The sequence below is a fragment of the Streptomyces sp. RGM 3693 genome (assembly GCF_050471125.1).
In the GTDB taxonomy this organism is placed as follows: Bacteria; Actinomycetota; Actinomycetes; order Streptomycetales; family Streptomycetaceae; genus Streptomyces.
Map to the genome: position 1 here is coordinate 1,871,071 of NZ_JBMPPQ010000001.1, position 15,645 is coordinate 1,886,715.

The following is a 15,645-nucleotide window of genomic DNA, read 5'->3' on the forward strand; positions in this document are numbered from 1 at the left end:
CCCAGTTAGCACGCCACTTCTGTCGCGGAGATGAACACGGAGGGAATTCGCCACTGGCGGAAGGCGACACCCTTGACCAGCGTGATCCACATCTCGCCAGACCGAAGGAGCAGGGGCGGGAAGCGGGCCGCACCTCGGCCAGGGCTCGTCTACGCTGACGGCGACCAAGAAATCTGCGCACAAGCACTGCGCACAGTTCGTACGTCCGACCAAGGGGGGGCCGTTGACACCGCGGCACGAGCAGATAGCCGAGGAACTCCGTCAGGCGATCGACAGCGAGGAATATCCGGTCGGCGCGCCGTTCCCCTCCGAAAGCGAGCTCTCCGCCCGCTTCGGCGTCTCGCGCGGCACGGTACGGCAGGCCGTCGCAGCGCTGACCGCGGAGGGGCTGATCGGCTCCCGGCAGGGTGCCCTGCGGGTGGTACTGGCCAGCAGACGCAGCCAGAGCTTCGCCGAGCTGCGCAGCTTCGCCCAGTGGGCGCGCGCCATGGGCCGTACCGCAACGGGCACGGTGGTGCTGACCGAGCGCAGGCCCGCAACCGCGGAGGACGCGTCGCGGCTCCGTCTGCGCACCGGCACCGAGGTGCTGTCCGTGCTGCGCGTCCGCGGACTGGACGGCGACCCCGTACTCGTGGAGCGCACTGTCTACGCGCACTGGATCGCACCGGACGTCGCACGCATCGAGCCGGACTGCCCATCGGTGACCCAGCGACTGTACGAGGAGACCGGCCTGGTCTTCGCATACGGCGAGCACCTCATCGACGCGATGGCCGCCGGCGCCCGCGATGCCGAACTGCTCGGCATCCGGCGCACGAGCCCGCTCCTGCGCGTGCGCAGGGTCACCACCACCCCCGCCGGCCGGCCCGTCGAGTGGTCCGACGACCGCTACCGCTCCGACGCCGTGAGCTTCAGCGTCCACAACTCGATCGGCACCAACCCCCTGGCCCGCCAAACCGGCCCCGGCCTCGCCCCGGACGCCCGCTGACCTGGGGCGGGCCCACGAACGTAGGAGCCGTACTCGAGATCCGCTACGCCGACGAGGAGTGGGTCGCGCCGCGCGCGACCATGGCCCCCTGCTGCCCCAGGGTTTACAGCTGGCGTTTCGCCATCCTGGCGCTGGAGCTCATCCGCAGGGAGCCGCTGACCAAGCGCGGCGATCCGAGGCTGCGGCTGCTGCCCCGTACCCGCAGTGGGAAGGCAACCCACCCAGTGGCCGAACCGCCGGACGATCCCGCCGTGTGCCCGCCACGGATCCCCGGCCGGCTCGCCCTGATGCGCGTACCGCGGGTGCCATCCGTTAGCCACGGCCGCCGCATCCGCGGACGGCCCCTGGTCGAGCAGGACAATTCGGCGACTTCGCCGCCGTAGTCGAGGCGGACACCGCACTGCGCGAGCCGGCCGATCTGTGTCTGGTCTCGGTCAAACACACAGCGCTCGATGCGGCGTTGGAGCGGATACCGCCCCAAGCCGTCGGCGACGGGCTGGTCGTATCCCTGCTCAACGGCATCGAGCACCCGGCCGCAGTGCGTACATGCTACGGCGCGCGGCAGGTCGCACCGGCTGGCGGTCTCGGTCGTCAGCGCGCTCTGCGTGCTGCTCGCTTTCCGCGCCGCGACGCGTCAGTGACCTTGCTGTGAGGTGGGCGGTGCCAGCGCGCGGGAGGCACGTATGGGCGCTCCCACTGGTCGGCCGCCGAGGCGAGAGGCGCAGGGCCGGACCGGCATCGCGTACCGACCAGCCCTGCCTGGTCAGGACCCTGCCACGTGACGGGCTGCGTTACTCTCGGCCTTGGCTGCCTCGGCGTGGCCTGTAGAGGCTGCCGTCAGGTTCCGCAAGGCGGCGGATGCTCCCCAGCACAAGACGCGAACCCGGCGGCTATGGCAGCTGCAATGCGCCCCGCACCACTGGCGTGTACGTATGGTTCAAGTCCCCCCTCGGACACTCTCCCCAAAATGCCTGGTCAGTGCGCTGACCAGGCATTTTGCTTGAGGATTCGATCAAGTAGTCGAAGTGGGGGTGTGTGAACTCCTGGCGGAGTGGCGCGCTGACCTGGGGTTTCTCCCGGGCAAGTGAGAGGGGCACGCCTTGTCGGCGGGCGTCGCGGACGTTCTTCATCTGGAAGAACGACGGACGGGTGATGATCTGGCTGTTGCGGATGCCAGCGAGGAGGGCAACGCACCGTTCAGACGGGGTGAGGCCAGCCGCCTTGCCGGCGGCGAGGACGGCGGAGGGCAGGTCGATGAGTTCGCCGTGTTCGCGCCAGGGGCGGGTGGTGACGACGACGGTGCCGCCGGGGCGGAGCATGGTGCGGCACTGGGCGAGGATCTCGGTGAACGCCTCCAGGAGGTGGGCGGTTGAGACGTGGGCGAGGTTGGCGCGGTCGTGGCCGTAGCGGAAGTCCTTCTTGACCACGCCCGGTTCGCCGGTCTCCCGGGAGGAGCGGACCTGGCCGTGGACGCTCGGTCCGTACGGGGGCGAAGTGACCACGAGATCCACTTCGCCGCGAGCATCGGCGGGGGCGAGGGCGGTGAGGTGGCGGGCGTCGCCGCAGCGGACGATGCCCGTACCGGCGCTGCTTGCTTGTGCGGCGGCACGTGCGTTGAGGGAGGCCCGGGTGGCCCACTTCGGTTCGTATTCGATGCCGAGGGCGTTGCGGCCGAGGTGGAGGGCTTCGACGAGGGTGGTGCCGATGCCGCACATCGGGTCCAGGACCAGTTCGCCGGGGCGGGTGTAGGTGGTGATGGCGTGGGCTGCGATGTCGGGGTGCATCTTGGCCGGGTGGGCTGATGAGCCGGGGACGTAGCGGCCTTTGCGGTGGACTGGGGCGGAGGTGGGGGCGGTGTTCCACACCGAGGCGTGAGAGGACATGTGAGGGCTCCTTCAGGCTCCGGTGGGGTGAATGGCGGAGAGGCCGATCAAGTCGCTATGGGCGACGCCGGGGCTGGCGTCCGAGGGCGGGGTGGGGATGAGGCGGTCGTCGGCGGGGTGAGCGTGCGCGACGATGACGTGCTGCAGGTACCGGAACCCGGCGGTGCGGGCGCAGGCGATGAGGGAGCCGAGCGGGTCCGTGAGGATGCCCTCGTCCCGACGCTGCCGGGTGGCCAGCAAGAGCAGTCCGTCGGCGGGCAGGAGGCGGTGGGCGCGGTGGAAGAAGCCCGGCCAGCCGTTCTCCATCGCGCCGGGCATCTCGCTCACGCCACCGTATGCCGGGGTGTCGGTGGGGTCGGGGAGGGTGTCGGGATGGAGTTCGGCGAGCAGCAGCGAGAGCTTGCTGGGGGTGCCGTCGGTGTAGGTGATGACGGGGGTGCGGGTGTCCATGTCCGGCTCGGTGTCCTGGATGGAGATCTTCAGCAGGGGTGCGGGCAGGTGGCCGGGCCGGGTGGTGAACACGGTTCGGGCCCGCTCGATGGCCCAGTCGGGGAGGACGGTGCCGGGGGTGGGTGCGGTGTGCGGTTCGTCGGGGGTGGGGAGCCAGATGGTGGTCGGCAAGGGGCGAGAGACGTGAGGACGGGCGGTGGCCGGGGTGCAGTGCGGGGTAGTACGCATGGGCGGGTGTGGCGCCCGGGGAGAGGATCGAATCCGTCTTGTGCTGACGTGAGTAATAGAGAAACGGCCGGGCGGTTTTGCCATGGCCGCCGTGGGAGTTCGAATCGGCGCGTGGGCTGAAGATTGCGTCTGCTCCGTGACGGCGAACGGTCGCGATCGGTCAGTTTTCCCAGGCCAACCCCGTAACGAGCCACTGCCGAGCCACCAGCGAGCCACTGCCGAGCCAGCACCGCAGGGCCCCGAAACGCCCCGATCGGCACAGCACAAAGCTTTTCCCCTGTTCGATATCGAATGGCGTATCGGCGGTGCCCCCGGTCATCCGACCGGTCGGTGACAGGGCATCGCAGCAATGGGGCGCGTACGCGGGCTGGTTTGCATGCCGATCATGCAATTGCCTCCCGCCGGCGTGAAGAGCTCGCATCGGTGACCGCCACTGCTGTGAGGCGACGGGCAACAACGTATGTGCCTGGTCACTGGCTTCTGCCCACCGCTGGCCCGCCGAGACACTCCGCACAGAAGGTAAGGGCGGGGCAATGAGTTCGCTCGACGCGCAGCCCACCCCCGAGGCCCCCGCACAGGCCGACGACGCCCTGGTCAACACCGTCCTGTCTGACACCGTCCTGGACGTCATCGTCCGCCGCCTGGACAGCCAGGGACCGCCCGCCCACCGCGTCTGGCTCCCACCCCTGGACACCGCCCCCACCCTCGACCAACTCCTCCCCGCCCTGACCACCACCCCCGACCGCGGCCTGCACGCCACCGACCACCCCACCACCGGCCGCCGCCCCCTCACCGTCCCCTTCGGCCTCGTCGACAAGCCCTTCGAACAACGCCGCGACACCCTCCACCACGACTTCTCCGGCGCCACCGGCCACCTCCTCGTCGTCGGCGGCCCCCAGTCCGGCAAATCCACCCTCCTGCGCACCCTCATCAGCGCCTTCGCCCTCACCCACACCCCCCACGAAGTCCAGTTCTACGGCCTCGACTTCGGCGGCGGCTCACTCAGCTCCCTCGCCGGCCTCCCACACGTCGGATCCATCGCCTCCCGCCTGGACCCCGAACGCATCCGCCGCACCGTCGCCGAGGTCGCCGGCATCCTGGCCCGCCGCGAGGAGTACTTCCGCACCCACAACATCGACACCATCGCCACCTACCGCCGACGCCGCGCCGAAGGCCACCTCCCCGACCAGCCATGGGGCGACGTCTTCCTCGTCATCGACGGCTGGGGCCCCTTCAAGGACGAATACGAACTGCTGGAACCGGTCGTCACCGACCTCGCCTCCCGCGGCCTCGGCTTCGGCATCCACGTCATCCTCACCGCCTCCCGCCACCTCGAAGTCCGCGCAGCCCTCAAAGACCAGATCTTGGGCCGCCTGGAACTGCGCCTGACCGACCCCATGGACTCCGAATTCGACCGCAAAACCGCCGCCAACGTCCCACCCGGCGTCCCCGGCCGCGGCCAAACCCCAGGCAAACTCCACTTCCTGACCGCCCTCCCCTATGCGGGAAAGTCGTGCGCCACCACCGAACTCGCCGACTCCGCTGCCGAGTTCGTCCGTAGCGTCGCGGAGAACTGGCCCGGGCCCTCCGCCCCCGCCGTCCGCCTCCTCCCCCTCACCGTCCCTGCCGCCCACCTCCCCAAGGGCTCGGACTTCCCCCACCGCGGCATCGCCCTCGGCATCGACGAAACCAACCTCGAACCCGTCTACACCGACTTCGAAACCGACCCCTTCCTCCTCGTCTTCGGCGAAAGCGAATCAGGCAAGACCGCCACCCTCCGCCACCTCGCCCACAAAATCGCCGAACGCTACACCCCCGACGAAGCCAAACTCGTCGTCGGCGACTACCGCCGCACCCTCCTCGACGCCATCCCCACCACCCACCTCCTCGAATACGCCCCCACCGACGACGCCCTCGACACCCACATGAACGCCCTCGCCGGCCTCATGGAACGCCGCCGCCCCACTCCCGACGTCACCCCCCAACAACTCCGCGACCGCAGCTGGTGGACCGGCCCCCGCTTCTTCGTCCTCCTCGACGACTACGACCTCATCGCCACCAGCACAGGCAACCCCCTAGCAGCCCTCACCGACAAACTCCCCTACGCCCGCGACACCGGCATCCACTTCATCCTCACCCGCACCACCGCCGGCATCTCCCGCGCCCTCTACGAACCCGTCCTCCAACGCCTCACCGAACTCGGCGCCCAAGCCCTCATCCTCTCCGGCGACCCCAACGAAGGCGACATCCTCGCCAACACCCGCCCCCGCCCTATGCCACCAGGCCGCGCCCACTACATCACCCGCAAACGCGGCACATCCCTGATCCAACTGGGCTGGCAACCCGACCAATAGCACTCCCAAGCGGCTACCGGCGGCTATGCCTCTCGATGGGACCTCCGCGCCTATGGCCTGCGCAGCACCCGGGCACCGGGCAAGCTGATTCGGCTCTCCCCCGACAAGCCCTCTCCTTGGCCGAGTAATCAGTCCGTGATCGGATCGGTGCGTGGGGGGCGAAGCTCGTCGGCCGGTCGTTGCCAGGCCCCGCACCCAGCCATCGCTGCTGGTCGAGCGACACCTTCGCAGGCGACGCAGCCCCGTCGACAACGTCTCCATCCGAGCGGGAGCCTGCGCCTGCGGAGGCAGAGCATCAGCGAGCCGACCATCCGCCGCCTGACGGGGACGACCTGGTGGCGGTGGACCATTTCCGCAGTGCGGACCGGCAGACCGGCGGCGGACGCCTGTACGGGGCGGTCATGCGGCATCTCAGCGATCGGGTGGCTCCTCGGCTGGTCGATGCCGACGGTGGGCCGCAGGTGTTCGCGGCGGCTGCGGCGCTGACTGAGATGGCTGGGTGGATGGCTCACGACTCCGGCCACGATGACCGCGCCGGCCGTCACTTCGCCCGCGCGCTTCCCCTAGCCCGCACCTCCGGTGACTTGCCGCTGGCTGCCAACGTCGCCGCGAGCAGCAGCCACCTGGCTCTCCAGACCGGGGACGCTGCTGGAGCCGCTTCCTGGGCCCGGACCGGGCTCGACCTCGCCGCCCAGGGATCACGCGTTCCCGTGCTGACGGCTCGGCTGAACACGATGCAGGCGCGTGCTCTGGCCGCCGCGGCGCAGCGTATCCCGGCCGTTCATGCCCTCAACGCAGCCCGACACGACCTCGAAGGGGCGCCCGACACCGCTCACCCATGGCTGAGCCCGTTCGACGCCGCCGCGCTGGCGAGTGAATCGGCGCTGGTCCTGTGCGACCTGGACCAGCTCGACGACGCTCTCACATACGCCGAACAAGCCGTCGTGTTGCGCAAGACGGGCCGGGAACGGTCGCTGGCGCTGAGCCGAATCACCCTGGTGGACATCCACGTCCGCCGGAATGACATGGACGCCGCCGTGAACGTCGCCTACGACCTGCTCAGCACAAGCCCCACGCTGGGCTCCATCAGGGTCCTGCAGCAGCTTGACCAGCTCCGCCGCCTGCTGGAGCCACACAAGGCATACGGGCCGGTGCGGGAGTACCTGGTGCGCTTCGACGCTGCGCGCAAGGCCAGAATGCTGCTCCTGGCCGACATCATCCCGCCGCCACGGGGAGGCACCAGCGTATGAGGCACACCGCACCCAACCCCGCCGACGCAGAAGCCTGGAACGCCTACCTGGCCGAGGGCAATGCCAAGCAAGCCCGCAAGCGCGTCGCCGCCGACGTGCTACTGCGCGATCCGGCTGGGCGTGTGCTCCTGGTGAACCCCACCTACAAGCCTGGCTGGGACATGCCCGGCGGCATGGCGGAGGCGAACGAGCCCCCAGAAGACGCAGTGGGCCGCGAGCTGACCGAAGAGCTCGGTCTCGCGGTCGTGCTGCGGGACCTTCTGGTGGTGGACTGGGTCGCCCCGCACGGACCTTGGGACGACCAGATCGCCTTCATCTTCGACGGCGGAACCCTGACTCAGGACCAGGTCGACGGGCTACGTCCCACCGACGAGGAACTGTCCGAGGTCGCCTTCTTCACCATCGAGGAGGTCGGCGGTCGACTCGGTGGCCGTATCCGGCGCCGTTTCGAGGCCGCAGTGCAGGCACTCGACATGGGAAGGCCGTTGTACCTCCGAGATGGCACACCCACTGCCTGACCGCCCCGTCGATTCGCTCCTGAAGACTGTCGAACGCGACGCCTGTTCCCTACCGACGATCCCCCTCTGTGGGGAAGCGTCCGGCGACGTTACGGGGCATGTTTCGAATAGCGACCCACGGCATTCAGAGGTCTCGCTGTCGTAGGGAATGCGGCTCGTTCACGAACCAGTCGGCCATCGGTTCGGAGACCGCCTCGCCGAGCCCACTTGGCGTCCGCTGCTCGCCACGCCGATCCCTTGGCCCGTATAAAGGGTCCGACAAGATCGCGACAAGAAGGAGCTCTGAGCACCCTCCTACCGATCATCGTGTCTCTAGGCTTCTGGCGCCACCGTCGCACCTCGGTGCCCATAGATTCGGCCAACATTGGAGAGGACAGGAGGAGACTCATGTCCAAAGACGAGTCGTTAGTGGACGCAGAGGCTCTGTCCAAGTTAGCGAAGAGTTTCGAAACCTACGGAACGGACCTGGAGAGCAATACCAAGGAATTCCGAGCGAAGACCGATGCCGAGGTGATTGACGATGGCTTCGGCGTCCTCACAGAGTCCGAGGAAGTCACCTCCGCATACGTCGAGATATCCAATGACATGGTGGAGTCACTGCACGCCCTGCGGCAGCACCTCGACCACATCAGCCAGGGCCTGCACACGGTCCAGCAGAACGCCACGGGCACGGACACGTCCGTGGCCACCAGCTTCAGCCACGGGCGTGGCGCATGAGCGGTGACGAGTCCGTAGCGGAACAGGTCTACGAGGCCGGCCTGGAAATCATCAATCCCGGCGGCGATCCGGACGCCCTGCGCTCGGCCGCCAAGGGCTGGCGGGACCTCCACGAAAACCTCCAGACCATGTTCCACGACCTGGACCGCGAGGTACAGCAGACCCTGGAAACCGGGTGGCGCGGGCCGGCCGCGGACGCCTTCGCGGAGCACTGGAAGAATCTCAACACGGCAATGGGCAAGACCCTGCCGCAATTACCCGAGGCGGCACACAGCCTCGACAAGGCCGCGGACGCCATCGAGGACATCAACAGCGAGATACACGAGATCTACTTGGAGATCGGCATCTCCATCGGCGTCTCTATCGGAATGTCCTTTCTGACCATGGGCTTCTCGGCGGCCGCGGGGGCCGCCCGAGCCGCCCAACTCGCCGCCCGGGCCGCCAAACTCGCCAAGACACTCGGCACCATCCTGCGGAAGGTCAGCGAAGCCTTCAAAGTCATCTCCCGGCTGGCGAAGGAACACCGGTTCCTCAAGAACGTGCTCGTCAACTGGGCCAGCAACACCGGCGGCACCGTCCTCACCAACGCCCTCACCGGACAGGACACCAACCTCGGTGACGTGACCTGGCAAGGCGGGCTCTCCGCCCTCGCCGGTACCGGCCCCGGGCTCGCCGCCGCCCGTAAACTGGCCAACGCGGGGCGGCCGTTGGCCGGTGACATAGTGGGCGGCGCCGCCGGGAGTATCACTGGCGGGCTCGCCGTCGATGGGGCGAAGAACCTCGACGGCAACCCGTCGGACCACGTCAGCGGGCTCGACATGCTCTGGGACGCCGGGGTCAACGGGGCGGGTGGCGGTGTGGCGGGCGGTGCCGTGCACGGCGCGAACAGGCACATGCCACCCGGGCGGGAGGGTCCGAATTTCCCGATCGAGGGCCCGGCCCAGGGAATCATCTACGGCGGTGCCGGAGCCATCGCTAAACCGCTGCACGACGCCATCTTTCCCAACGGCGGACAGAGCGAGGCCACCGGTACACCACAAGGGCCGAATCAGGATCCGAAGAAGGGATCAGTGAAGGACGTATTCGGGTGAGGGAACGCGATGCGGGGACCGCCCTGGCCACGGCGGTGGCCTGGGGCGGTGCCGCCGCATTCCTGATCTGTCTGCTGGTACGCAAGGTGGCCCCGTATCCCCGCTGGGATCTGCTGGCCTGCCTGGCGGTGTCCGCCGGAGCGGTCCTGGTGTGGTGGCTGCGGGCGAGTGGACGCTCGGTACCCGCCGGCCGGGCCAGGCCGGCCAAGTCCCGGCCTGGCCCGGCGGGACGGCGACGGACCCGTTGGTGGCCCGAAAGGCGCCTCGAACTCGTCCTGCTCGCCCTGACGGCGTTGCCGCTGCCGCTCGTCATGCTGTTCCTCTCCACGACGGCGAGCACACCCCAGATGGCCACGATCCTCGCTCACCACCCGCGCACCTCGGATGCGACGGTCAGTCAGGTCCACCACTCGTACCTGAAGAACGGCAGGAACTACAGGTACTACGAGTCCGCGGTCACGGTCACGGTCACGATCGCGGCCACCGGCCAATCCGGGAAAGAGACGCTACGGCTCAAGGGCACGGTGCAGACCCCCCAACCGCCGCACCCGGGCGACCGGTTCCCGGGCCTGTACGCCGCGGACACCCCCACCGCCGGGGTAATCCTGGACAGCCGCGCTGAGCTGCGCGCAGTCCTCGGCGGGCCCGCGGGGCCGCGGGACCTGCTAATACTGGCCATCTACAGCCTCTTTCCCCTAGGGGCTGCCGTAGCGGCTCTGCGTACTCGGGCCGCCCCATACGCCTCGGATGGAGTGTTCGACAACGGCGAAACCCGAATGCTCCGGGTCCGGATCGCCGGCGCCGGCGCCGGCAACCATCTGAGGCGCCCCACCACCCGCGGCGCCTCGAAGCAACCAGGGGCGGTCCTGACTCCCTCACTGTGCCTGGCCTCACCGAGCGGAAATCGTGACCTGCTGCTTGAGCGGTGCCTCGACCCCGTCTCGCTCGCGGACACGCTCAAGGGTGCTCAAGGCCACGTGTATTGGACCCCCAGGGCGGAGGACCGCCCCGAATGGTCCACCCCTGCCCTGCTCGTCCTGGACAACGGCCGTTACGTGCGGGGAGCGATGCCCATCGGCACACCCGGGGAAGCCCCGCCTGGTGTACCGGTCACCGGCCCCCTCCCCGACCTGGAGACGAACCGCCCGATCGGCCCCTACGTACTGTGGCAGCCGCACATACACAAACCGGGAGTCATCTGCTTCGGGGCAACCTTCCTCGCCGTGGTCCTTCTGGCGTCAGGAGTGGGATACGGCGACGGGGTGCTGCGCACCGCCGGTCTACTTGTCGCCGCTGCCGGGCCGTTGGTGGGTGTCCTGGCCATCGGGCGCCGACGCGAGCACTATTTGCGCCAGCTGCTGCAGCAGAATCATCAGCCGCCGTGACGGAGAGAGCCGTTGGGAGCCAAGGAGTCGGGACCTACGGGAAGGATGTTCTCGGGTGAGTGGTCGTCAGCACGACCCGGCGGCGTGAAGGTAGAGCTTGGAAACTTTCCACATTCCGCCGCCGAGCTGCACCGCGGCTTCCGCCTTTTCGCGACCACCGGGCACGTCATTCTTCAACTGGCCGTTTAGCTTGTACTCCAACCACCTGGTGCTGTCCACACAGTCCCTCAGAACAACTTCCTGTTTCGTCGCCGACACCACCTACGGGTTCACCCTTGGTGTGCCTTTACTGACGACGTTGTCCGCCTTCGCCTTCCGCAAGCCGTACTTCATCAGTTCAAGGGCGCCACCGGTCGCGTGATGGTCCAGCAGCGGGGATTACGTCGGGGCGTTCACGATGTTGTCCGCCCGTCTCCGCACCAGCGGAGGTGATCCGCGCAGTACGTGCCGAGGGTGAGCAGGCTGAAGCCCGTCTCCGCACCAGCGGAGGTGATCCGTTCGAGTCCCTGCCCCTGCCCAAGCTGGGGGATGTGGTCGCTTGCGATAGGCATCGCCTCCTCTCTGCACCCGCAGGGGGCAGAGTTGGTGCTTGGCATCAGTTCGAACGCTGAGCATGGACACCGCGGACTACCTTCAGACGTCACCGAAAGCCTTGTCTGGCGCAGCCGGCTCGTGCCACTGCACGAGCGTTCACTCGGACGGGCGACGTACCCGCGTACCTGCAGAGTAGTAACTTGCAGAAAGGAGAGGGAGCTTCCTGCGCGGCATGCGATAGACCTTTGCCAGCCGTGCGTGCCTACGGCAACCGCAACTCACCCGGCAGCACCGGCATGTGCGTATGGTTCAACTCACCCCTCGCTGTCGGCGGGATGTGGATTGCTCCGGCCACGGCAGCGGGCCGGGTGCGGGGACGGCCGACGGGCAGGCGGATGCGCACCTTCTTCAGGGCGGGGATGAACCTCTGAGATCGCGAGGTTGTTGACGAGGTGCGCGGCCTGGGTACCCTTGCCGGCCCCCGGGGGTCCGACGAGGACGATTCGCATCAGCGGAGGAACCCTTCGTAGTTGCGCTGCTGAAGCTGGCTCTCGATCTGCTTCACGGTCTCCAGGCCCACACTCACGATGATGAGGATGCTCGTCCCGCCGAACGGGAAGTTCTGGTTCGCGTTGAACAGCACCAACTCCATTGTTGGTACGAGTGCGATCAGCCCCAGGTACAGCGAGCCCGGCCATGTGATCCGGTTGAGCACGTAGCTGAGGTACTCGGCCGTCGGGCGACCAGCCCGGATGCCCGGGATGAAGCCACCGTGCTTTTTCATGTTGTCGGCGACTTCTTCGGGGTTGAAGCTGATGGCCACGTAGAAGAAGGCGAAGAACACGATCAACAAGACGTACGCGGCGAGGTAAACGGGACGGTCTCCCTTGGTGAAGTTGGTGGCGATCCAGGTCGCCCATGCCGCCTTCGACCCGCTGAACTGTGCGATGAGCGCCGGGATGGAGAGCAGCGACGACGCGAAGATGACGGGAATCACACCTGCCTGGTTCACCTTGAGCGGGATGTAGGTGGACGTGCCGCCGTAGGAACGGCGCCCGATCATGCGCTTCGCGTACTGCACCGGGATGCGCCGCTGTGCCTGCTCGACGAAGACCACCAGGGCGACCATCGCCAGGCTCACCAGGATCACCGCGAAGAACTCGATCCAGCCGTCGGCGAGCTTGCCCTGGAGCTTGACCTGCCACAGTGCGCTCGGGAAGCGGGCGGCGATCGAGATGAACATCAGGATCGACATGCCGTTGCCGATGCCGCGGTCGGTGACCAACTCACCGAGCCACATGGTCAGGCAGGTGCCGGCGGTCATCGTGATGACCATCGTGATGGTGATGAAGACCGAGCCGTCGGGCACGATCTGGCGCGTGCAGCCCTGGAAGAGCGAACCGGCGCGTGCGGCGGTTACCAGGGCGGTGCCCTCTAGGGCGGCGAGTGCCACGGTCAGATAGCGGGTGTACTGGGTGATCTTCGCCTGGCCGGACTGCCCCTCCTTCTTGAGGGCCTCCAGTCGCGGGATCACCACGGTCAGCAGCTGGAGGATGATGCTCGCCGTGATGTACGGCATGATCCCCAGCGCGAAGATCGTGATCTGCAGCAGCGCTCCACCGCTGAACATGTTCACCAGGGCGAACAACCCGCTGTTGCCGCCGGCCTGCTTCATGCAGGTCTCGACGTTCGCGTAGTTCACCCCGGGGACCGGGACGTGCGCTCCGATCCGGTAGAGCACGATGATGCCCAATGTGAACAGCAGCTTCTTGCGCAGGTCGGGCGTCTTGAACGCTCGGGCGAACGCGGTGAGCACGGTGCCTCCTGCGCCTCCCGCCACTTTTAGGGCCGGGAGGCGGCGGTCTTGAGGATCGACGAATACGTAGCGGCCGTACTGTGCGGAGCTCGCCCGCACGGCGGGTTCCGAGGCAGGACCCCGTGGCCGACTTGGTTGCCCAGGGTGCGGTGCGCGCGCAAACGAAGTCGCCTTCTCCCTCTCACCCAGGTGCACGGACACTGGGCTTCCGTACACACCCATCGGGACCGCTTGAATGCGGCCAGGGCGCTACCTGGCGGTCGAGGTTTGTGTCCGCGTCGGAACCGGATCGGTAGTTGAGGCGCAGGTCGGCATGGGAACCGGCTTGGGGGGTGATGTACGGGTGGGCATCGAAGGCTCGGGGGGCGAGGGGTGATACGGCATCGGCACCGGCCGGGTGGTTGACGTGCAGGTCGGCATCGGCGCCTTCGTGGCACTGGGCACGGGGCGGGGCGTCGACGGCATCGGGACCGACTCCGCGGGGGTACCGGGGCGGCGCTGAGGGCCGGTGGGGCCGTCCTGAGCGAAGGAGCTTGGCAGCACCATCAGTCCGACTCCGAGCCCCGCAACGGTCAGCACGGATCCGGTGGCCGTCCAGGCCGCTCGAGCCCGCCGGCGTGCGCGAACGCCGGCGTGCAGTCGGTCTCGGTGCCGGTCCTCATAGAGCGTGTCCTCCTGGCTGTTGCGCATCATCCGCGCCAGCTCTTGCTCGAAGTGATCCATAGCTCCCTCTTCACTCCACCGGCTCTGCCTCAGCCAGAAGCTGACGCAACCGTGCAACGCCGCGGGTCGTCAGAGAACGGGCGGTACCCACCGGGCAGCCCAGCACCTCCGCGACATCCCGCTCGGGCAGGTCCTGGTAGTAGCGCAGCACCACCGCAGCCCGCTGCCGCGCCGGCAGCAACGCCAACACGGCCTCCAACCGGGTCTGCTCGTCCACGGCAGCGGTCTCATCTGCCACCTCGGGCGGGTCGGGCAGCTGGTCCACAGGGTGCTCGCCCCACCAGCGACGCCGTGCCGAGCGAGCCGCAGCACGAGCCAAGACCCTGCGCACATACGCCTCGGGCGCCTCCTTGGCCACCTTTGGCCAGGCAAACCACAGTTTGACGAGCGCTTCCTGCAGCAGATCCTCGGCCCGGTGCCGGTCTCCACCGGTGAACAGCCGCGCCAGGTGAAGCAACGCCGACCACCGAGCCGCCACGAACCGGTCGAACTCATCGGCTCGCAACTGCCCCATCAGCGTCACCCCCTCACCTCAACACGCCCCTACACCCTCAATAAAGGCACTGGCCCCTGCCCCGCTATGCACCCCCGACAAGTGACATGGATCACGCATGCCATCCCGGCCGTGCCCATGGCGCGACGTGTCTGGGGTCGGCGACAGGTCGGACGGGAGGTTTGCGCGTGGTGGACGAGTCAGTCCGAATGCCTGCGGGCCCGGACACCCCGACGACCAGGACGCGAAGACTGCCAACGAGGTACGCAACGCGTGGAACGCATAGCACCCGAATATCCCGCTGACCGTGTTGAGCAGCCGGACACGCTCGCTGAGTAACTGTCAAATTCTGTGGATTGGTTCAGGGCGCCCTTGGGTCGGCCTAACCTGCCGTGCCGATGCTTAACGGAGGTTGTGGAGGAAGGTCTGGAGGTCGGTGAGGAGGAGGTCGGGGCGGGCTGGCAACGGGGCCGGAAGTCGGTACCCACTTGGGCACTCCGTGCCCTGGCACCTCCGGGGAAGCAACTCCAACCTGGCTCGCAGGTTCGCGGCGGAGGTTCGGCGGCCGCAATGTCCCCCGGCCGCGTCAGCATCCGGCAGTCGCTGACCCCGCTGTGGGGCCCTCCGAGGGGAGTGGCTGCGGTAGGTGCCGTGCTAGACCGGCCACAGGCTCCGCCGCGCCGTGTAGGGCACCATCGCGACCTACTACCGGCAGCGGGTCAGTCACTGTTCGGCCGCCACGCGGTTGCTGTGGTGGTGGCGAGCTCGCGTTCGAAGGCACTTCGGTCGAAGTCCATCTTGTTCACGACGATGGTCCGGCCGTCGAACACCTCGGTGAGGTAGGCAGCTCGCCGAAGGTCGCAGCTTGCGCGACCCGATCCTGCGCGATGCCGCGCACGGCCATGGCGGCCGGTCGATGACAGCGTTCGACTGGAGGTGCTCGTTGAACACCGCGGTGCCCAGGATCTGGCCGTTGCCGCCGCAGCTGCCAGCCGTGCCAGGGCGCGGTCGACAGCAGGTGGCGGTCATCAGCACCCGGTCTTCCAAGGAAGGCGCCACGGCTGGCCTTTGCGGATCGCGTCCGCTCCGCCACACCCCAGCACGGTCGCCAAGTTGCCGAAAGCAGCCCGGGCCCAGCCCGGTGAACCGGTGAACGGGGCTCCCCAGGACGGCTGCGACGCCGTGCTGACACCGGGCGGGTACCACGACATGCTCAAG

At 68.1% G+C, this 15,645-nt stretch carries 12 protein-coding genes and 3 pseudogenes; 8 read left to right on the forward strand and 7 right to left on the reverse strand.

Translation table 11 applies throughout. The features are described 5' to 3' along the window. Window positions 1–223 precede the first annotated feature (223 nt). Window positions 224–985 carry a GntR family transcriptional regulator gene (locus ACO0M4_RS07955; protein ID WP_430369042.1) on the forward strand — a complete coding sequence of 254 codons (762 nt, stop codon included), beginning with the start codon at window positions 224–226 and terminating at the stop codon, window positions 983–985. 400 nt (window positions 986–1,385) lie between these two features. After that, window positions 1,386–1,637 carry a ketopantoate reductase family protein gene (locus tag ACO0M4_RS07960; RefSeq protein WP_430371295.1) on the forward strand — a complete coding sequence of 84 codons (252 nt, stop codon included), beginning with the start codon at window positions 1,386–1,388 and terminating at the stop codon, window positions 1,635–1,637. A gap of 238 nt (window positions 1,638–1,875) precedes the next feature. Here the strand turns inward: ACO0M4_RS07960 and ACO0M4_RS07965 are convergent, their stop codons facing one another. Both ACO0M4_RS07965 and ACO0M4_RS07970 read right to left on the reverse strand, forming a co-directional pair. Continuing rightward, the gene (locus tag ACO0M4_RS07965; protein WP_430369043.1) at window positions 1,876–2,868 is read right to left on the reverse strand and encodes a TRM11 family SAM-dependent methyltransferase; all 993 of its coding nucleotides are present in this window, start codon (window positions 2,866–2,868) and stop codon (window positions 1,876–1,878) included. Window positions 2,869–2,880: 12 nt separating this feature from the next. After that, on the reverse strand, window positions 2,881–3,489 hold the full coding sequence (locus ACO0M4_RS07970; RefSeq protein ID WP_430369044.1) for a hypothetical protein: 609 nt from the start codon (window positions 3,487–3,489) through the stop codon (window positions 2,881–2,883). A 605-nt stretch (window positions 3,490–4,094) separates the two neighbouring features. On the opposite strand from ACO0M4_RS07970, the pseudogene eccCb reads away from it, so the two are divergent. The 6 genes and pseudogenes from eccCb to ACO0M4_RS08000 all read left to right on the forward strand — a co-directional run. Beyond that, a pseudogene (eccCb, locus tag ACO0M4_RS07975) lies at window positions 4,095–5,900 on the forward strand (type VII secretion protein EccCb); the annotation flags it as partial. A 335-nt stretch (window positions 5,901–6,235) separates the two neighbouring features. After that, complete coding sequence (locus ACO0M4_RS07980) at window positions 6,236–7,150, forward strand: XRE family transcriptional regulator (RefSeq protein ID WP_430369045.1); 915 nt, start codon at window positions 6,236–6,238, stop codon at window positions 7,148–7,150. Continuing rightward, on the forward strand, window positions 7,147–7,668 hold the full coding sequence (locus ACO0M4_RS07985; RefSeq protein ID WP_430369046.1) for an NUDIX domain-containing protein: 522 nt from the start codon (window positions 7,147–7,149) through the stop codon (window positions 7,666–7,668). Before ACO0M4_RS07980 ends, ACO0M4_RS07985 begins: the two co-directional genes overlap by 4 nt. A gap of 387 nt (window positions 7,669–8,055) precedes the next feature. Then, window positions 8,056–8,385: a hypothetical protein gene (locus tag ACO0M4_RS07990; RefSeq protein ID WP_430369047.1), complete on the forward strand. Its 330-nt coding sequence runs from the start codon at window positions 8,056–8,058 to the stop codon at window positions 8,383–8,385. After that, complete coding sequence (locus ACO0M4_RS07995; protein ID WP_430369048.1) at window positions 8,382–9,476, forward strand: WXG100 family type VII secretion target; 1,095 nt, start codon at window positions 8,382–8,384, stop codon at window positions 9,474–9,476. The genes ACO0M4_RS07990 and ACO0M4_RS07995 overlap by 4 nt, the downstream gene beginning before the upstream one ends. Then, a complete protein-coding gene (locus ACO0M4_RS08000) occupies window positions 9,473–10,861 on the forward strand; it encodes a hypothetical protein (protein WP_430369049.1) in 1,389 nt (462 codons plus the stop codon). Before ACO0M4_RS07995 ends, ACO0M4_RS08000 begins: the two co-directional genes overlap by 4 nt. Before the next feature lie 66 nt (window positions 10,862–10,927). On the opposite strand, the gene ACO0M4_RS08005 is transcribed toward ACO0M4_RS08000, so the two are convergent. The 5 genes and pseudogenes from ACO0M4_RS08005 to ACO0M4_RS08025 form a co-directional block, all read right to left on the reverse strand. Further along, the gene (locus ACO0M4_RS08005; RefSeq protein WP_430369050.1) at window positions 10,928–11,062 is read right to left on the reverse strand and encodes a hypothetical protein; all 135 of its coding nucleotides are present in this window, start codon (window positions 11,060–11,062) and stop codon (window positions 10,928–10,930) included. A 755-nt stretch (window positions 11,063–11,817) separates the two neighbouring features. Further along, window positions 11,818–11,904, reverse strand: a pseudogene (locus ACO0M4_RS08010) (adenylate kinase); the annotation flags it as partial. Next, window positions 11,904–13,211, reverse strand: a complete 1,308-nt coding sequence (secY, locus tag ACO0M4_RS08015; protein WP_430369051.1) for a preprotein translocase subunit SecY — start codon at window positions 13,209–13,211, stop codon at window positions 11,904–11,906. The gene secY and the pseudogene ACO0M4_RS08010, both read right to left, overlap by 1 nt. Window positions 13,212–13,944: 733 nt before the next feature. Then, a complete protein-coding gene (locus ACO0M4_RS08020) occupies window positions 13,945–14,448 on the reverse strand; it encodes a SigE family RNA polymerase sigma factor (RefSeq protein ID WP_046931052.1) in 504 nt (167 codons plus the stop codon). A gap of 987 nt (window positions 14,449–15,435) precedes the next feature. Next, window positions 15,436–15,638 (reverse strand): annotated as a pseudogene (locus ACO0M4_RS08025) (hypothetical protein); the annotation flags it as partial. Window positions 15,639–15,645: the final 7 nt, after the last annotated feature.